Below are 19777 nucleotides of genomic sequence, written 5' to 3'. Positions count from 1 at the left end.
TCTATTCATAGTCCACTCCTTATTGTCCCAAAATTCAAGAGTGAACACAAGGGGAGTTATAGGCAATTCATCCATCAAACTCGCTTTCTGCTAACCAGTAGTGCAATTAAATAACCAATTAGCATCGATAGAATAATACCCAGACTGTATGTAAGGACATTGACGTAAGCAGTATTGCTGTATTGATTCCAATTGCTGAACCTGAAGATGGCCGAGCCGTGCTGATCCGACCTGCCTCCAAGCGAGACAAATACACGCATATGGTAAAAATAAGCAACCAACGACATAATAGCAGCCATTCCTAGCAGGAACCCCAAGATTCCAGTCGAATACCACCCATCTTTCATTCTTTCCTGGAAGAAATAATAGGCAGCCCCTCCGACAAGGCTTAGAAAAATCACATAGAGTGGAGCCAACACCATGACGATGAGAAGGGCTGGATTGCCATTGCCAGACAGCCCCCCACCCCAACTCAGGCGAAATGTAAATACATCAACTAATCCTGTCAGCGCGATCGTCAGGAAGAACAGCATGATGATGCCCACCAACATTTTCCGCTGTGTATCCGCCAGGGGCGGAAAACGAAGCTCCGGGGTTCCACTTTGACGTTTGGGCTTATGTCTTGATCTCTGAACGAGAAGAGGCTCTGTAATAGCAAGATGTGACGTGTTACTGTTCCTAAGTTCCTCCAGAATTTCGATATAAATCAGACCGAGTAATGACATATCACGATATGGGTCATGTGGGTCCTCAGGTTTATCATCAAATCCGTAATAATACATTAACTCTTCATACGTCACGACTTCTTCCACTTCGGGATGAAGGTAGGTGTACAATGCCCTTAAATCGATGCATGGATTCTCAAGCTCTTGCAGTCCATGACGCTCACACTCACGCTGCAGCACACGCAGATCAAACTCGTAACCGCCTAAGGTGATCACAACATCATCTTGCAGAAACTGCTGTAACGACTTATATCCAGCTGAAAAAGACGGCGCATATGCAACTTCACGGTTATATACTCCCGTTGAGGATTCCAAGTCCTGTGGAATGGGGCTTGTTGGTCTAATCAATGTCTCAAAAATATCACCAAGCCGAGTTCCGCTAGTATGGAATCGCATCGCTCTTATACGAAATACTTGCCCGGTAGTCCCCGGATTACCGAATGACTCCAGATCGATCACACTGAAGCGGCGCTCAGCAATATCATGAACAGACAGTCCGGACCATTCATAAACCCCCATGGGTTTCATACGAACGTACATAGCCATCCATTAGATCCTCCAATATCAAATTCGACTAGGTTATGCAAAAAGACTATACCAATTTGGTAATATTGTCCATCTGCAAACAACTTCAAAACGAATACTTATTCGTAAAATTTATGCTCCGCTTCAATTGACAAATTCATGATCTCGCGATATTTTAATATTGACTGATCTAATCAATCATAAAATTCATTATGTTATCTGAACAAAGAGTCATGTTCAAAGCGATTTTTTTCTTTCTAATGTTGATTGACTTGATCAATCTAAAAGGAGTTGGTGTTATGAAGCGTAACAACAAGGCTCTTATTCTTGGCAGTGGCTTTGCCGGGATGTTTGCCGCCCATGCGTTATCTGCGCATTACGATGAGGTTGTGATCACGGACCGCGATCGCTTCCCCGATGGTCCCGAGAATCGACCAGGCACGCCACAGGCGTATCATCCGCACCGCTTATTAGAACGCGGGAAGCTGTTATTAGAAGACATGTTTCCCGGCTTATTTGATGAACTACTCACTCGAGGTGCCTATCCCCGAGCACAGAAGAAGGTACATCTCTCCAATCGCTTCGGAACGCTCGAGATGCCCGATGAACCCAGCGCAGGCTGTAGTAGGGCTCTTCTGGAGTGGACCATTCGCAATCGAATCAACCGTCTGCCTAATGTCCGTTTCCTGACTGGACTCTCTGCACAGGGACTCCGGTATGATGCACGGAACAACATCGTTACAGGGGCGACTTTTCGTCATCTTGATAACAAACAATCCCTCCAAATCCAGGCCGATCTCGTAATCGACGCAACCGGTCGCAGCTCCAAGCTTGCGCAATGGTTACGTGATGATCTCGGGTTATCCGTTCCGCAAGCGGAACGATTGCATGTCTCGCTCGGATATAGTACGAGACATTATAAGATTCCCGAGGATATACGGGACGAGTGGAGCACTGTGCTATACGAAGGAAATCCCCTGCTTGGCCGTGGTACCGCTGTATTCAACACGATAGAGGACAACTTGGCCGAGATCGTGCTTTACCGCGCGGGAGGAGCATCTTACCCCGCAACCCAAGGGGAAGCATACGACAAAGAGGTTGCCGAGCAACTTGGCTCTGCAATGGGTACGTGGCTCGAACGATTAGAGCCGGTCGGTGCGCCCCGAGGTTACCGGATCGATACGTGCTTAAGACAACACTATGACGTCATGGAGCATTGGCCAACGGGCTTGCTTGCTATTGGCGATGCCCTCTGCAGCTTCGATCCGATCTTTGGGCAGGGAATTACGGTCGCCGCGATTCAGTCAGAAACACTGCGCTCATGGCTGCAAGTAGAAGATGGGGAGCATCCCCGGTCTGAACAGACAGTGCTTAAGAAAATGCAGGAAGCGACAGCTCCCGCATGGTGGCTTAGTTGCGTAGCTGATCTCAGATGGCCGGGTGTTAGGTACGAAGGCACCCTGTCTATCAAGGGGATGGCTTTTGCTCAGACGGTGCTCGATTTCATGCAAGAGCAGGCTTTTGGTCACCAGCAGATGGAAGTGTTCGGGGAGTATATGATGGTCAATAGCTTGATCAGCTCGCCCTCTGACCTATTTAACGCCGAACGTATCCTCGCGCTTATGCAGGCAGACACTTCCGGGGAGAACCAAGTTTGGTTGAAACGTGTGCTGCATAAGGAACATATGACGCTTAGCTCCTTTCTGAAGGCTGTGATTCCTGCTTTCGATGGGATCCCAACGTCCATTCCACAGGGATTGCCCGAAGAGCATAAATAGGATAAGGTGATATCAACAATTGATTTACGGATGTGAGGGAAGGATTCATGGCTCCATTAAATGAAGAACAGCTGCACCAGATTCGCGACGAACGTAAAGAACAGATCATGAAAGCAGCCATCAAAGTGTTCTCTAGAAGAGGTATTTTCGGCACGAAAATGAGCATGATTGCAGCGGAGGCTGGCCTCAGCCACGGCCTGCTGTATCATTACTTCAAATCCAAAGACGAATTATTCACTACGCTCGTGCAATGGTCGATGGACGAAGCACAGCTAGCGCTCTCCGAAATCTATAACGTACCCGGCACCCCTCTTGAGAAAATCACGCTGCTAACCTCCATGATTCTTCAAGAGGATGATAATTCGCATTTCATGCTGATTCAGCAAGCACGTACCTCAGAGGGCGTACCCGAGGAAGCGAAGCGGATTATCGAGAGTTATTCCATCCATGCTTTCGTTGAACAACTTTTGCCGCTGTTCGAAGCCGGACAGCAGGCAGGAGAAATTGCGACTGGCGATCTGCGAGAGTTGGCGTCATGTTATCTAGCTGTACTATCGGGTTTAATGACGCTGAAATCCCAGGAGGATCCGAGCTATACGCTTCCTAGGGCGGAGCTGCTGCTGCGAATACTTGCGAATGGTCAAGGAACATAACGCGAATAACACACCTCTCATGAAATGGTCGGGTTCCCTGCCCGAATCTTCATAAGAGGTGTGTTTATTTACTGCTGTCGTAAGTCAGCTGACTCCGGTTCATGCTTCCCCTGTTCCCATATCTGCGAGCCGTCGCTCAGCGTGATCCATGTGTCAAACTGTCGTTGTCCTTCATGCAGACGAATGACCCTGGCGCCCCGGAGCATGTCTTCCCGGCCGTATGTGCCATAACCGGTAGCTCTGCCATAGCACAGACGGATGCCGTGCAATTCTCCCCAATAATCGTTGATATGATCATGTCCGGCGAACGTCCCCATCACATCGCCTCGATCCAGCATCGCTGCGAATAGGCCGGAATTCACCTCCGGGCAACACACCTCCTCAAACTTGCTGCCATAACACGTTCGCCGCTCCCAAACTTCGCCATACTCCGGCAAGGGGATATGGAAAAAGGCCAATGACGGCAGCGGATTGCCTTCCCGCTTGACACTGTAAGCTTGGGATGCCAGTTCATACCAGCGAATCTGGTCCCGCCGGATCCAATCGTACCCCGGCACGGCAGGATGTCCGGACTCTCTCCCTGAATCAAAAAAATACAGAACCGCTGCCGTTTCCTCCCCGCCATTGCAGTAAAGCGGAAGCGTATAATTGCCAACACCGTGTAGATCCGGCGAGCCGTGCTCTGCACAGTTGTAATTGTGCTGCATGGCAACATCCATAAGCTGTTCGCGCGCAACATCCCCCTCCGTATCGTGATTCCCGAACACAAAGGCCCACCGAATTCCGCGGGATTCCGCCGTCTTGACGACATCCTTGAAGGCTTGCACCGGATCCTGGCACCTGCTCCACCCGGGGTCGGCCTCCCCGGAATAAATGAGATCGCCCGTAAATACCACCAGATCGGGCTGCTCCAGTTCCAGCACCGTCTCCATGCAATGCCGGCTCATCAGATCCTCCGGCTCCCCATTCTTCCAATGAATATCTGTGAACTGCACGATCTTGAAGGTATGATCGTCCCCGAATCGAAGCGTTGGCTTCAACATCACCATCTCCTTTTATATGGATATGTGGTTTATTATGCATTGTTGTGGTTTTATGTGTATATTAGAGGGGGTAAGGCTCGAAGTCAATGATTTTTCGTTGACATTATCGGTTTTTCAGCCTAATATAAGATCAAATCCACATCTTCGGTCAAAATCAGTCATATATTATATCGAGGTGAATGCATTAATGTCCGTAACCTATGAGGAGCGCAGGGGAAAGATCTTACATCAATTGGAGCTTGAAGGCAAGGTGAAAGTCCATGTCCTTGCGGAACAGTTGGAAGTATCCGCCGAAACGATCCGGAGGGATTTGGACCGGTTAGAGAAAGAAGGACTGCTGCGCAAGGTTTACGGCGGTGCCGTCAAATCACGTTCCGGCCATATTGAGCCGTCCTTCAGCAGTCGCTCCCAGACATGTGCGGAAGAGAAGGTTGCGATCGGCAAACTTGCCGCCTCCCTTGTCAAGGACGGGGAGACCATTCTGCTCGATAACGGAACAACCACGATTGAAGTCATGCGCTATCTTACAGACCGACCTCATGTCACGGTGATCACCCATTCGCTGCCTGTCCTGAATCTGGCGATGAAGACGTTTCAGGGAAGGATTATTTTTATCGGCGGGGACATGGACCGGACCAAACAAGCGGCAACAGGACCGCTCACCGACATCCTGCTGGAACAGTTCAAGGTCAATAAAGCGTTTATCTCGGTCGGCGGGATCTCGTTAACCGATGGTTTTACCGATTATGATCTTGACGAAGCCTACATATCGCGAAAAATGCTGGAGCGTGCGGAGGAAGGCATCGTTCTCGCGGACCATTCGAAGTTCGGGGTAACCACGTTCTCGAAGCTCGCCGAACTGAAGGACGTCTCCATGGTCGTCACGGATCAGGACTGTTCACAGGAATGGGTGGATAACCTGTCCGCTCGCGGCATCGAAGTGCTTATCGGACATCGCTGATGGAGCTGCTGTCGCTCCTGCTGGTGCTGTCATCCGGGCTGACCCATGCCCTTTGGAATCTGTTCACGAAGCGAAGCATTCATAAATCGGTGTTTCTGTGGTGCATCCACTTCGTCACGCTAATCTTCTTGATGCCTTATTTTCTCAAGGAAATGTCGGGGCTGCGTCTAGAGCTGCACATTTATGGACTCATGCTGATGTCCATGACCATTCAAGGCTGCTATATCACGCTGCTTTCCAAAGCCTATACGCACGGCGAGATGTCCCAAGTGTACCCGATCATGCGGGGGCTTGGCGCCATGCTGACTTCGCTGTGCAGTCTCGTGTTGTTTCACGAGCAGTTAAGTACGGCTGGCTATATGGGACTTAGCCTCATTATCTTTTCGCTGTTTGCTTTATCGGGATTAAAGCTCAATAGGTCATCCAGCCTCAATCCCAAGGCCTTGTTCTATGCTTGTCTGGTGGGGCTCTGCATTTCCGGATATACCTTGACTGACAAAGCCATCCTGGATGCAGGGGTCTCCCCCGTCGCCTTAATCCAGTTATCCAATATCAGTTATTTCATCGCCCTGATCGTTCCCGTGACGCTGTCCAGACAGCTGAAGCAGGAATGTTCCGTGAACTGGCGCACGATTCTCCTGGGGTCCATCCTGGCGCCCGGCTCCTACTTATTATTCCTGTTCGCCATGCGGCTCACCCCGCTTGCGCACATCGCGCCTATCCGTGAAATCAGCACGGTATTCGGCACTATACTCGGCATCATCGTTCTGCGCGAGCAGCAAGGCAGGCGGCGAATCGTCATGTCCATACTTATCACGTTAGGCATCATTACCATTGCCCAATGGGGGTAGCAATTGGAGTGCAAATTGATTGGACCAATTCAAAAGAAGCCGGCGATTACGCGCCGACTTCTTCCGCAAAGAGGACTTCTTCTGTTGTCTTGATGGCCGCAAACCATCTCAGAGTCGCATTCGCGTGATCTATGATCTGCTGCGCCGTTAACACGGAATTGTTCCAGGTGCTGTGAGCATCGGACACTAACGTGACCCTATAGCCCAGACTGTATGCTCTCCTGCACGTGGTATCTACGCATAACTCGCTCTGCATACCAGCAAGCATCACATGTTCGATACCTTGCCGCTTTAATTCCTCTTCAAGTGTCGTGTTATAGAAAGAATCAGGTCTGGTCTTCTGAATGATGCTATCCGACATTGCAGGAGCGATCTCGGCATTAATCTTCCAAGCCTCAGTTCCCTCCTTCAAACCCTCATCATTATGCTGTATGTAAAAAATAGGAATTCCACGGCTCCTGGCTGTTGCGATCAGCTGCTTGAGATTGTAAAGCAACCGATTCCCTTCGTAAACAGGATCATTCTCTTGAAACATCTCGTTCTGTACATCAATGATCAACAGGGCACTCTTCTTCAAATACAACAACCTCCTGTATTAATCGGTATATTCACCCCCTCATTATAGAACATACGTTCCTTTATTGTATATAATAAATTACAGCTACCCATATGAATTTCATGTTTATCACGCAAAAAAAGGAATCCTCAAAAAGGACTCCTCTTGTATACTTAGCCTTTGATTGCTCCAACCATGATGCCTTTTTCAAAATACTTGGACACAATCGGATAGAAAATCAGTACTGGGATACTCGAAACGACAACAACCGCATATTTAATGGACTGCTTGATCAAGTTGACCTCGCTCTGGTTGCTGTTCATCATCGCCTGGTTCGCTGCATCCCCCATCTGATTCTGCACCAGGATCTCTCTCAAGATCAGCTGCAGGGGAAACAATTCGCGGTTAGACAAATAAATCATCGCATCGAAGTAACCGTTCCACCGGCCTACGCCATAGAACATCATCATCACTGCGATGATCGGCGTCGATAACGGAAGTACCACCTTGAGCAGCAGTTGCATATCGGTAGCTCCGTCAATAAACGCACTTTCCTCCAGTTCGAGCGGAATATTCTGCTGGAAGTACGTACGCATGATGATCATGTTGTATACGCTCACGGCTCCCGGCAAGATCATGACCCACATCGTATCGATAATCCCCAGATGCTGGTTCACCAAATACGTCGGAATTAATCCGCCGGAGAAAAACATCGTGAACGTGAATAGGATCGTAATGACGTTCCGACCCCGAAAATCCCTCCGGGATAACGGATAGGCCGCCAAGGTGGTCATGATGACGTTCACGGCCGTTCCAAGCACCGTATAAATCACCGCATTCTTGAAGCCCATCCATATATCCGGATTATCAAACACCCGCTTATACCCTTCAAGCGTAAATCCCTTCGGCCATAGCAGCAGGGCACTGTCAAAAATCTGGCGAGGATCGCTGAGCGAAGCAAACACGACAAATAATAACGGGTACAGAATAAGCAATGTAATAATGCCAACAACTACGATGTTGATCCAGTTAAAAATCTTGTCTTCTCTAGAAAGATGGAATTGCATGATGGCCCCTCCTTACCACAGGCTTGTCTCACTGAATTTCTGCGCGAATTTATTCACCAGGTATAGCACGATGAAGTTGATCAGGTTGTTAAACAGGCCTACGGCAGCCGAGAAGCTGTATTCCGCGTTCAAAATACCCGATTTATACATGTAGGTTGACAGAACCTCGGACGTCGCAAGGTTTGCATCATTCTGCATTAACAGCACCTTTTCGAACCCGACGGACATGACCGATCCGGTTGCCAGAATGGCGCAGATCACAATGGTCGGCATAATCGCCGGAATGGTAATGTTCCGAATGCATTGCATGCGCGTAGCGCCTTCCAGATAGGCCGCTTCGTATTGATCCTGTGGTATACCGGACATGGCGGCGGTATAGATCAGCGTTCCCCAGCCTATGGTCTGCCAGATGCCCGACCACACAAACACATGCGGGAACAGCTTGGCGCTGCCGATAAAATCGACCGGCGTGCCGCCGAAATACTCGATCACCGTATTGATCACGCCGTCGACCGGGGAGGTGAAGAACGTAACCATACCGACCACGATCACAATCGAAATGAAATTCGGAATGTAGGAGATCGTTTGCACAAGCGATTTGTATTTCTTGCGGCGCAGCTCGTTGAACATGAGCGCCAGAATGATCGGAAGCGGAATGCCGACAAGAAGGCTATACAGGCTGATTCTTAACGTGTTGATAATGACGTCCCAGAAGTAAAATGCATTAAAGAACCGCTCGAAATGGGCAAATCCTACCCAGGGACTGTCCATAATGCCATAGGCGGGAGAGTAATCTTTGAATGATATGATAATCCCGTACATCGGGATGTAATTCCATATGATCAAGGAGGTTAGCGGCAGCAGCATCATAAAGTACAGCCACTTTTGCTTCAAAATGGATTTGCGTTTCGGCTTGAGAAACGGCTTCTTGTGAAGTGAAGATTCCATGGTTTTCCCCTCTCCTTAAAATTTAAAATGGGGGGAGATTCGCGAAGAATCTCCCCACCAAACGGTTCTTTTAGCTCTCTTTATAACGTTTGTATTGCGCTTGCTTGATTTCCAGATATTTGTCCGAGCCCATCTTCTTCAACTGGGCAATGTAGTTATCCCACTCTGCATCGATATCCTTGGTACCCGTTACAAACTCCACGCGCATCTGTCCGACATAGTTGCCGACGTCTGCAATAATGGATGAAGATTCATTGGCTTCCTGGATCGTTGCCGGCAGATCCGGCAGCATGACGCTTGGCAAGGTTTCTTCGGTCAGGTCCGTGTATACCGGTGCCTCTTTGCGGCCGGCAGCAGCCCTAACCTCAGGGGAGAGCTCGATATATGGGAAGTACCCGCCATATACGTTATCGACATACTGGAACGCGCCAAGTCCGATGCCGTCTTTATAGTTCAGGATTTCATCGATGTAGACTTTGTTGCCGTCTTCCACATTGTAGGTAACGCCTTCTTCACCCAGATAACCGAACACGCTGCCTTCCTCGCTGTAGAAGTAGTCCACCCACTTCAGAATCGCACCCGGGTCCTTCGCATCCTTCGTAACGACCAGACTGGACGCCCCCGCAACTTGGGAATCGGTTAATGAGGCAGTATCGCCGTTAGGCCCTTCAAGCACGTTAATGGCAACAAAATCATCCTTCACGCTCTCGCCAATGTAATCGTTGGCGGCCCAGTTCCAGGCACCGACGGTGTCTTTCGCTGCGTCAGCCGTCCATTTATCGTAATCCACGCCGCTAAAGGCCTGCTTGTTGATAGCGCCATTCTTGTACAACCGGTTCTGGTATTTCAAGAGCTCTTTGTACCCATCAGCTGTAATCGTCAGTTGGATCTCATCATTATCGTCCACATAGATAAAGTTCCCGAGCGCTTTGCGACCGCCATTGCCGATACCGAAGGAACCCATCATCATCTGCTCGAAGGTCCAGCCAATTGAACCACTTGGCATATACCAGCCTGCTCATCGTTAACGCCATTGCCGTTCGGGTCCTTGGTTACAAACGCCATCAAGGCTTCCTCCAGCTCGGCTGTTGTTCGGGGAACCTCCATACCGAGATTGTCCAACCATTTCTTGTTGATCCACAAACGGATCGTCCGGTTACCCTCCGGATATGGATCGATGTAAGGGGTTGCATAAATGTGACCGTCTGCACTGGTCACTCCTTTTCTTACATCTTCGTTCTCTTCGAGATATTTTTGCAGATTCGGCGCATGCTCTTTAATCAGATCTTCCAGCGGCAAGAACAATCCCTGTTGACCATACTTGAGCAGCTCGCCATTGCTCCAATCGACTTGATAGAACGCATCCGGCAGATCGCCTCTCGTCAAGATGATGTTCTTCTTCTCTCCGATATCGGTGAGTTCTTCCCAGTTCACCTTGATTCCGGACTTCTTCTCATATTCTTGCCACATCCACAGCTCACTGGACGCAGGTCTTAAATTATTCCAGCTTGGCCGTAAGAGTGAAATTTCATTCGTATCGGCAGATTCATTCCCCTTCGGATCCTGTGCTTCTCCAGACTTCCCTCCGCAAGCCGTAACAAGCAGTGCAGATGCCAGCAACAACGACATGACAACTTTCCCTTTTTTTGCGCGAAACACTCCATCAACCCCCAATATTTGATATATCATTTATTTCTTGAATCTGATTATAAGATATACCAATTTATTTGTCTAGCGCTTACATTTCTATTTATTGGAGTTGGAAGCGTTTAATCTTGAAATATAGCCGGGGGAACTATACTATGAAAATAGAAGGTTTAAATATGAAATCAAACGAAAGACGCATGAAGAAACTATGTTGCAGGCTTATTCCTTTCCTGTCCGAAACAAAAACATGAGAACATCCTTGATACATAACGAAGATTCATTTTCAGCATTTTTTCGTATATTCAAACATAACAACTGTGACTTTTTATCAAAAATATCATTAGACTTTGACATACATGCCACAAAATGATATATCAAATTTAGTGAGGAGATCCACCATGGAACAAATTCCATTATATCAACATATCGTAAACGCTCTAACCGCAAAGATTGAATCCGGGGAGCTCCAATCCGGGGACCAGCTTCCGACCGAAGCCGAGATTTCGAAGGAATATAACGTCAGCCGCATTACATCAAAAAGGGCCCTGACTGAGCTGGAGAATGCCAACCTGATTTACCGAATCCAAGGCAAGGGAAGCTTCGTGAGCGAGACCACGACTCCTCATCGTCCCTTTAGCAAGACCAGTAAAGAGATTCTGCTGATTCTTCCTTTCACCCATAATCCCGGACTCGGGGATTATGAGAAAGGCATTAACGAATATCTCGCAACGACCGACTATACCTTGAAGATTCAGTCCAACACGATCGTCAATCAGCGCAAACTGATGGAATCCGCGCTTCAAAGTGCCAATTCCGGATTGATTCTCTACCCTGTAAGTAGCATCTCGGATCTAGGCATTCTGTATCAGTATTATCTGGCAAAGTACCCCCTTGTGACGATGGACAAGTGCATTGAAGGCATTCCCTTCCTATCGGTCGTCTCCGATAACTTTGATGGTGGATACCAAGCCTCTAAACACCTGATCGAGAATAATCATAAGAAAATCGCCTTTATCTCCTCCTTGAGGGTAGAGAATTCCTCTTCGATCCGGGAGCGGTATTTTGGTTATTTGAAGGCTCTGTATGATTACAACCTAATCGACTACAGCGTCAGCGACTTGACCGACCGTTTCTTAAAACATGAGAACGATAACGGCAGAGAATATTATATTCAGTTTATTCAATCCGTCGTGGACCAGGGGATTACGGGGATTGTGGCCGAGAATGACCTGAGTGCGATCGAGATCATTCAGATCGCCAAGGAACTGGGTCTGTCCGTTCCGGACGATTTCTCCGTGGTGGGTTTTGACAACATTCATCTTGCGAGCTTCGTCGAACCCAAGCTGACTACGATCTCGCAGGATTTTGGACAGATGGGATACCAGGCCGCACAGAGCCTCATCTCCCTGATCGAGAATCCCAAAGATCATCCTCATGAGAATGTCGTGGTTCCCGTTCGACTCATTGAACGCCAGACCGTGAAGAAGTTATAGCGCGCCTATTTTTAAAAACCAAAGGAGACTTACACATGCTGAACTATATCGATACAAGACAAGGCTCCAACAACCAGCACGCCTATTCGAACGGAAATACGCTCCCCTACACGGGCGTGCCCTTCGGCATGAACCATTATGTCGTTCAGACCAAAAATGAAGGAAGCTGGTTCTTCAACCCCAATGACCGCGTCTTTCAAGGCATTCGCCTGACGCACCAGCCGAGTCCATGGATGGGAGATTTCACCCACTTCCTCATGACCCCGATCGCGGACAACAAAATCAGAGGTTCCGTCTTCTCCTGCCAAAGTTCCTACCGGCCGGAAGAGGCAACATTCAAGCCTCATTATCTCAAAGTGAAGCAGCAGCGCTATAACATCACTACCGAGCTGGTTCCCAGCTGCTACGGTGCGGCGATGCGCATCAAATACAATTCAGGACAGCAGGCCGGCTTCGTGCTTAACGCGAAGGACAAAAGCGAGTTCAGACTTGATGCAGCCCAACGCAGAATCACCGGCTATGTCAGCAACTTCTCGGGCTGTCACGATGACGGTTTCCGGATGTACATTGCCATGAGTTTCAGCAAAGACATTGATCTCACAACGACTGGTTACTACGACGCTGAAGGCCAATTCTTCCGCGAGCTTGCTTTTGCCAACGTGGACCAGCATGTCGTCATTCGGTTCAAAGACTGTGAGAGGGACACGCTGGATGTTAAGTTGGCTACCTCGTTTATCAGCCTGGAGCAAGCGGAGCTCAATCTTGCACGCGAACTGGATACAACCCTGGACGAGCAGAAAGAATTGGCTGCGCAAGCGTGGAATCATTACCTGAACAAAATCCGGGTCACTCATTCAAACGAGGAATACATAAGGACGTTCTATACTTGCTTATACCGGATGTTCCTGTTCCCGCAGAAATTCTATGAGCTTGACACCGACTTGGAACCCGTTCATTACGACACCACGGCAAAAACCGTCAAGAAAGGTGTCCTGTACACCAACAATGGATTCTGGGATACCTACAAAACCGTATACCCGCTCTATTCCATCATTGCTCCGAGGGAATATGCAGAAATGCTGGAGGGGTATTTGAATTCATACCGCGAGACCGGTTTCCTGCCGAAATGGCTGTCACCGGACGAACGGGGAATGATGCCGGGTACGCTCATTGACGCTGTGATTGCTGATGCCGCCACCAAGGGCATTGCTCAGGACTTGATGCCGGAACTGCTTGAGGCGATGCTGACCGCAGCCACGACGCAAAGCGGTCAAGACTGCTACGGTCGCCAGGGTACGCTGGATTATCTCAAGCACGGCTACGTACCCAGCAGCTATCACGAAAGCGTCAATCACACGCTGGATTACGCCTACAGCGATTATTGCATAAGCCGTGTAGCTGAAGTGCTGGGGCAGCAAGACGTCAAGGATGCGTACCGGCAGAGTGCCCTGAACTACAGGAATATCTTTGATTCTGAGACTGGATTTATGAGGGCCAAGGACAAGGAGGGGCAGTTCCGTCCGAATTTTAACGATACAAGCTGGGGGCTGGATTATGCGGAGGGCAGTGCTTGGCAGAACAGCTTCGCGGTATTCCAGGATTTCCAGGGATTGATTGAGGCGTACGGTTCCAAAGAACGGTTTTTCGACAAAATAACCGAATTATGCAACAAGGCTCCTGACTTCGATGTGCTGGGCTACGGTTTTGAAATTCATGAAATGAGCGAGATGGCGGCAATTGACTACGGTCAGCTGGCGCTTTCCAATCAACCGAGCTTCCATATTCCGTATCTATTCCAGTATGTAGGTCAGCCTGCATCGTCCCAGGTTGTCCTTAAGCAGTTGATGACGAACCTGTTCAACAGCGGCTTTGACGGCTTCCCGGGTGACGAGGATAATGGCAGCATGTCCGGATGGTATGTGTTCAGCTCCATGGGCTTCTACCCGGTTACCCCAGGCAGCGGTGAATATGTGCTGGGCATCCCGCTGTTCGATAGCGTGAGCATTGAGCTGCCGAACGGCAAAGCGATGCAGATTCATACCGACAACAACAATCCGCAATCCAATTTCGTCGCGAACGTTCAATTGGATGGACAGGATCACACCAAGCTATACATTACGCATCAGGATATTATGGCAGGCAAGTCCCTCGATTTCCGTCTCGGACTTGCTCCAAGCTTCCGTTCTTACCGCAACGAAGAGTTGCCGTTCTCAATCTCGAAGAAGTAACGGCCATAACCGCTAGCGAATCTGTCTACTGCACAAGTAGCTTGAGGTATATTTCTCCATATGCTAAGATAACAATAAATAAGGAGTAGCCGGGCCAGGCTACTCCCTAGTACAAACATCTTGAGTGGGATTTACCCTCCAGGATCATTGAGAGATCAGAGAAGTAACCCACTTTAGGCTCCAACCTTAAGAGTGGGTTACTTTCGTTTATCGATGTAAGTCAGCAATGCCAACAGGAATAACCCGAAGGTAAGCACTTCACCAAACGAAATGTTCATCGCATCACCTCCTTTCGGAGGGTGCGCCCACTCAAGGTGTGTATGTACAACCCATATTATACCATAAGGACTCTCTACCGAGGGTTCTTTTTCTATTGCAAGGGGGTAGAACCAAGGCAGTCGCTTCGAGAAAGATCATCGCCGGCTCAATTAAGGCTGTCCCAAGAGGGGCAGCGTATATTCAACCGTTGGCGGAACGGTTGGATATACGCTGCGTTCTCGAGCGAGGTGTGCGACTACAGACTACACCAAGAACATTGCTACGACCGTTGTCACCGTGAGTCCGATCAACACCGGCTTCAGGTTCCTTCTCGCCAGCTCGAACGGGCTGACCCCGCAAATGGCAGCCGCAGGGATGAGAGCCCATGGAATGAGCGTTCCCCCTCCGACCCAGATCGCAGCCACTTGCCCGAGCGCGGTCAACGTTGCAGCACCTGAGCCAATGGCTGTAGCGAATAATTGAGCAATGGAACCGGCCAGCGAGATGCCGGAGAAGCCGGAACCGTCGAGGCCCGTGATCGCACCGGTAATCGTCAAGGTCACGGCGCCCACCGCTCCGTTCAGGGGCACCACGTTAGCCAAGGCAACCCCGATATCGTTCACGATGCCATGGGATGTCTCCGGCAGCACTTTTCCGAACAATTCCGTAAACGCCGCATCCCCAAGATAGAAGAATGCAGCAATCGGAATGACGGGTCCAAACACTTTAAAGCCGAACACAAAACCTTCAATGAGATATGAGGTAACCTTCTCCAGGCCGCGATTGCGATGGGCTACCAAAGTGATGGCGGCGAGAATGAGAACCGCCGTTCCTCCACAAGCGCCGTGGCGTCCCCGCCCTGCAGCTTTAGAATGAACATCGCCGCAACATCGGCTGCAAAGAGCAGCAAAATGGCGACGGCTAGCCATTTTTTCGTCGCGGAAGAGATGAACGACGTCTGCTCATCATCATCCTCCGACCGGCTGGACAAGGAATCGCCGGTGCTCTTGATTGTCACCAGTCCGTCGCGCCAATTGCCGTTCTGCTGGTCCCTTCTCATCATCCAGAAAGCCGTTACCGTTGTCACCAGACCCATGACGATGACGAGCGGTACGCTCGCAGCCATCACGCTCGATACCGGGAGGCCCGCCGCGTCCGCCGTCAGCTTCGGCGCACCCTGAATAATATAATCTCCCGATAAGGCAATTCCGTGCCCGAACAGGTTCATCGCCACCGCCGCTCCGAGCGCAGGCAATCCCACCCGAATCGCGACCGGCAGCAGCACTGCACCGATCAGCGCGACGGCCGGGGACGGCCAGAAGAAGAAGGAGGTCACCATCATGATGAGGCCGATCCCCCAATACGCCATGGCCGGCGTTCGCAAAAAGCGGGTGAGCGGCGCCACCATCGTCTCATTAATGCCCGTCTTGATCAGCACGCGGCTCATTGCTACGATGATCGAGATGATCATAATCGTGCCCATGAGTTCCTTCGTTGCATAGATGAATGAATTGAACACACCGGAAACCGAACCGCTTAACGTCTCCGTAGCCAACAGGCCCAGTGCGAATATACCGGTAACGCAGATCAGCGTCGTATCGCGCCGGCGGATCAGCAGTCCCATAATCAGCACAATGAACGCCAGGTAAACCCAGTGCAATGCGGTTAGTTGAATGCCCATATTGAAGTCACGCCCTTTCCAAGGCAGTTGGTGATTGTGACTACATCTTATGCATGGGCCTGGGCAAGGGTTCACAACCCGTACCACCAATGATTACCATTATTGAACCTGGGCGAACGAGTGCTTTCTAAGAATCAGGAACATGATGAAACTCAGCATCGCCGACAGCATGAACAGGATCGGCACGGGCCAATATTCCGCCCACAAGCCAGATACAAACAACCCGAGCGGCAGCGCCAGCTTCATCAGCATGGACGAGGTACCTGCAACACGGCCAAGCAAATGATTCGGCGTGAATTCCTGACGGATCGTGAAATAGACGACGTTAGACATCGTAATGGCAAAGACTCGGATGAACAGCGAGACGCCGATGAGCCACCAGGAATTCGCGAATACGAGCAGGACGAAGCTGAATACTTCCGTCAGCACGCACCCGATATAGATTCGTCCCCTACCATATTTGCGGCGCAACCTTGGAATGCAAACCGAACCGAGCAATCCGCCTGCTGCTCCCATTCCGAACATCCATCCGATCTCTTCCTTCGTTGCATGAAGCATGTCGGCCGCAAAGAAGATCAGCACCCCTGATGTCAAACTTGCCGCAAAGTTATTGAACAGCACGGCAATGGTTGGGGTGAGCAGGATTTTATTCGCAAACAGAGCGTCGATCCCCTCCTTCATTTCCTTCCAGAGCGCGCCCTTACCCACCGTTGTCTCCTTCCTTATCGTCTGTGGAATATGGGTCAGATGAACGCAAATATACAGCATCAGCACACTGACCAGAAACACGCTGAAACTTATCTTATACGAGAAGGCAGCAATCATAATGCCTGCTACCCCCGGCCCAATCATCATGATCAGCGTATCCACAAAGGTTAACTGAGCATTGGCCGCCGTCAGTTGCTGCTTGCTCACCAGTTGCGGAACGACCGAGTGATGTGAATTACCGAACGTATAGCCAGCCGCCGACAATACGAAGCCAAGCGCATACAAATGCCATAACGCGATTCCATCCACAAATAGGAGATATACGATGGCGGCTAGCGTAATCAAGCGCAGGAGCACGGTCACCAACATGACTTTTTTTCGGTGATATCGATCCACAATGACCCCCGCCAACATGCCTATAAAAATGTTTGGAAAAAAATCAATCGCCCTCATCATGCTCATCGCCAGCGCCGATTGCGTCATATCGTATATGAGTAACGGCAAGGCAATCAGATAGATCTGATAACCGAAATTGGACAGCATGGTACCTGTCCACAGCAGGAGGAAATTTCGATTTCGCCAGAGTGATGTCTCTTTAGGCTGTACAATGATTTGCTCTTTACGATCTGTCTTTGTTTCCATCGTGATGATTCTCCCCTTCCAGTAAACTCTCTCTTACTTAAGTCTATCTTCTAAAAGGTGAAGAAAAAGTGTGATATGATCAAAACATAATCTCACCTTTTATGAAGGGGAATATCGATGAAACTAAGTGATCATTACTTTCAGCTATATCAGGCCTATCACTCTGAAGAAACACCCCTGATGCCTGTTCACGAACAGCAGGAGGCAGCTCGATCTTTCGCTACGCGCATCGAGGATATGAAGATCCATCTCTGCTGCACCACCCGTCATACCAAGTGGCTGATTCGGCAGCTTCAAGAGCAAGCGTGGATTCAGTGGGAACCGGCATCCGGTAGGGGAAAGCGCTCCAGACTCACCTTCCTTCTACATCCAGATGAAGTGAAAGCCAGACTGGCGATGGAATTGATCCTGGAAGGGAAATACGACACGGCCCTTCATTCATTGACCGATACCGCCCCCCGCATCAAGGAGCAATTCCACCAGTGGCTTGGCGAGCAGCTTGGACACCGCGTTGAGATCAAGGGTCAGCACGAACGGGATATTTTGAGATACCCCTTCTATCCATGCGTCGTCAGCCTTGACCCGCTTCATGCGCTGTCCCGTCATGACAGTCATTATATTGAACATGTGATGGATACCCTGGTTCGTTATGACGCGTCTACTCAAACCTTACAGCCTCACCTGGCACACCACTGGGAGTCACAGGAGAACGGCAGAATCTGGTGCTTCTACCTGCGCAAGGGCGTGACCTTCCACCATGGCCGGGAACTAACAGCCGAGGATGTCGTCCTTACATTTATGCGTCTGATTGGAGCATCCAGCACCGCGAGATCCAGGGAGCTGTGGCACAGTCTGAATATGCTTCAAGTGGAGGCTGTTAGTCGCTATATCGTCCGCTTTACATTAACGGAGCCGAGCCGGATTCTGCCGCACTATTTCTGTTTCACCGGCACCTGTATCCTCCCGCTGGACGTATTGGAAGCCAATCCGGAAGCATTTCATCGAATGCCGGTAGGAACGGGGCCTTATAAGATGGTGCGGTTTGATGCTGCAATGATGATACTTGAAGCCAACGAGGATTATTTTCTAGGACGACCGGAACTCGACTTGGTGGAAATACTAACGGTCCCGGAACTTAAGCAACAAGAAAGTGAACTCCTGAGTTACAAGTATGATTTTCGTGATAAAACGGCCGGGCCGACTTCATCGGCCGCCATTCAAGATGATTCCACGACGTGGAGGAAGCTGACGCGCATGGAAGACGGGGCGTCCTACTTCACCTTTAACATGAACAAACCCGGCCCCCAACATCATGCTTTATTCAGACAGGCGCTGTGCAGGGCCTTACCTGTACACCGGATCGCGGAAGAATTGCAATCCGAGAATTATTCGCCTGCGTATAGCCTGTTTCATGAAATCAGCGCACAGTTTCAATCAAGGGAAGGGGCAGCATCGATAACAAAGGATGCGGCCATGTTTGAGGAATGGATCGCGCAATCGGGGTACGGCGGAGAAACCTTGCATATCTACGCTTCACAGCTTCGGCCTCAGGCCGATTATGAAGCCGAAGCCTTGTGGCTGCAACAACACTGGGCGAGACTCGGGGTGCAGTGCCAGGTCAGCGTCATCCCAGTTCATGAACTATCCAAGCCGGAAGTGCTGGCTCAAGCCGACCTCGTCATTAGGGGCGTTGCATTGGGGCAAAGTCCGGTCATCAGCGCAATCAAAGTGCTGCGGAACGATTTTGGGAACATCTCCAATATGATCGGTCCTTCAGCTCGCCGGGTAGTGGAAGACACCGTAGCGCGTATCCATGCGGGATCCGGCGAATCGCTGGAGCTGTTGCACCAGTTGGAACAAAAGCTGACGAATGAGCACTTGGTTCATTATTTGCATCACCGCTATCACTACGTGTATGTCAATACGGGGAGTTCCTTGCAGAACGTTAGGCTAACCAGTAATGGCAGGGTGGATTATAAATCGATGTGGTTTAAGCGCTAACTCTAGCGAAAA

15 protein-coding genes and 1 pseudogene are annotated in these 19777 nt (G+C 49.8%); 7 read left to right on the top strand and 9 right to left on the bottom strand.

The window, feature by feature from the left end; translation table 11 throughout:
- Nucleotides 1–74 precede the first annotated feature (74 nt).
- On the bottom strand, nt 75–1271 hold the full coding sequence (locus JCM10914_RS10710; RefSeq protein ID WP_023960578.1) for a 3'-5' exonuclease: 1197 nt from the start codon (nt 1269–1271) through the stop codon (nt 75–77).
- 278 nt (nt 1272–1549) lie between these two features.
- Between JCM10914_RS10710 and JCM10914_RS10705 the strand changes: the two genes are divergently transcribed.
- Complete coding sequence (locus tag JCM10914_RS10705) at nt 1550–3028, top strand: NAD(P)/FAD-dependent oxidoreductase (protein WP_036717639.1); 1479 nt, start codon at nt 1550–1552, stop codon at nt 3026–3028.
- A gap of 47 nt (nt 3029–3075) precedes the next feature.
- Nucleotides 3076–3681 (top strand): TetR/AcrR family transcriptional regulator, encoded by a 606-nt coding sequence (locus tag JCM10914_RS10700; RefSeq protein WP_023960574.1) that lies wholly within the window; start codon nt 3076–3078, stop codon nt 3679–3681.
- 68 nt (nt 3682–3749) lie between these two features.
- On the opposite strand, the gene JCM10914_RS10695 is transcribed toward JCM10914_RS10700, so the two are convergent.
- The gene (locus JCM10914_RS10695; RefSeq protein ID WP_036717725.1) at nt 3750–4721 is read right to left on the bottom strand and encodes a metallophosphoesterase family protein; all 972 of its coding nucleotides are present in this window, start codon (nt 4719–4721) and stop codon (nt 3750–3752) included.
- Nucleotides 4722–4911: 190 nt separating this feature from the next.
- Here JCM10914_RS10695 and JCM10914_RS10690 point away from each other — a divergent pair, with 190 nt between their 5' ends.
- Nucleotides 4912–5685, top strand: coding sequence for a DeoR/GlpR family DNA-binding transcription regulator (locus JCM10914_RS10690; protein ID WP_023960571.1), 774 nt, complete (start codon nt 4912–4914; stop codon nt 5683–5685).
- Nucleotides 5685–6536, top strand: coding sequence for a DMT family transporter (locus JCM10914_RS10685; protein WP_023960569.1), 852 nt, complete (start codon nt 5685–5687; stop codon nt 6534–6536). Before JCM10914_RS10690 ends, JCM10914_RS10685 begins: the two co-directional genes overlap by 1 nt.
- 46 nt (nt 6537–6582) lie before the next feature.
- Here the strand turns inward: JCM10914_RS10685 and JCM10914_RS10680 are convergent, their stop codons facing one another.
- From JCM10914_RS10680 to JCM10914_RS31340, 5 genes are all read right to left on the bottom strand, one after another.
- Nucleotides 6583–7113 carry a cysteine hydrolase family protein gene (locus tag JCM10914_RS10680; protein WP_036717637.1) on the bottom strand — a complete coding sequence of 177 codons (531 nt, stop codon included), beginning with the start codon at nt 7111–7113 and terminating at the stop codon, nt 6583–6585.
- 152 nt (nt 7114–7265) lie between these two features.
- Nucleotides 7266–8159, bottom strand: coding sequence for a carbohydrate ABC transporter permease (locus JCM10914_RS10675; protein WP_023960565.1), 894 nt, complete (start codon nt 8157–8159; stop codon nt 7266–7268).
- Nucleotides 8160–8171: 12 nt separating this feature from the next.
- Complete coding sequence (locus JCM10914_RS10670; protein ID WP_023960563.1) at nt 8172–9107, bottom strand: sugar ABC transporter permease; 936 nt, start codon at nt 9105–9107, stop codon at nt 8172–8174.
- 70 nt (nt 9108–9177) lie between these two features.
- Nucleotides 9178–10113, bottom strand: a complete 936-nt coding sequence (locus JCM10914_RS10665) for an extracellular solute-binding protein (protein ID WP_023960561.1) — start codon at nt 10111–10113, stop codon at nt 9178–9180.
- Nucleotides 10074–10766, bottom strand: coding sequence for an extracellular solute-binding protein (locus tag JCM10914_RS31340; protein WP_023960558.1), 693 nt, complete (start codon nt 10764–10766; stop codon nt 10074–10076). Before JCM10914_RS31340 ends, JCM10914_RS10665 begins: the two co-directional genes overlap by 40 nt.
- 386 nt (nt 10767–11152) lie before the next feature.
- Here JCM10914_RS31340 and JCM10914_RS10660 point away from each other — a divergent pair, with 386 nt between their 5' ends.
- Together JCM10914_RS10660 and JCM10914_RS10655 are read left to right on the top strand one after the other, a co-directional pair.
- Nucleotides 11153–12247 (top strand): GntR family transcriptional regulator, encoded by a 1095-nt coding sequence (locus JCM10914_RS10660; RefSeq protein WP_023960556.1) that lies wholly within the window; start codon nt 11153–11155, stop codon nt 12245–12247.
- Nucleotides 12248–12282: 35 nt separating this feature from the next.
- Nucleotides 12283–14475: a GH92 family glycosyl hydrolase gene (locus JCM10914_RS10655; RefSeq protein ID WP_023960554.1), complete on the top strand. Its 2193-nt coding sequence runs from the start codon at nt 12283–12285 to the stop codon at nt 14473–14475.
- Nucleotides 14476–14996: 521 nt separating this feature from the next.
- On the opposite strand, the pseudogene JCM10914_RS10650 reads toward JCM10914_RS10655, so the two are convergent.
- A pseudogene (locus tag JCM10914_RS10650) lies at nt 14997–16414 on the bottom strand (hypothetical protein).
- A 99-nt stretch (nt 16415–16513) separates the two neighbouring features.
- A complete protein-coding gene (locus JCM10914_RS10645) occupies nt 16514–17764 on the bottom strand; it encodes an MFS transporter (RefSeq protein ID WP_023960548.1) in 1251 nt (416 codons plus the stop codon).
- A 117-nt stretch (nt 17765–17881) separates the two neighbouring features.
- Here JCM10914_RS10645 and JCM10914_RS10640 point away from each other — a divergent pair, with 117 nt between their 5' ends.
- Nucleotides 17882–19765, top strand: coding sequence for an ABC transporter substrate-binding protein (locus JCM10914_RS10640; protein ID WP_023960546.1), 1884 nt, complete (start codon nt 17882–17884; stop codon nt 19763–19765).
- The last annotated feature ends 12 nt before the right edge of the window (nt 19766–19777 follow it).

This window comes from Paenibacillus sp. JCM 10914 (assembly GCF_001315105.1).
Taxonomy (GTDB): domain Bacteria; phylum Bacillota; class Bacilli; order Paenibacillales; family Paenibacillaceae; genus Paenibacillus_AQ.
Note: the sequence above shows the minus strand (reverse complement) of the source record. Positions and strands in the feature narration are given on the sequence as shown.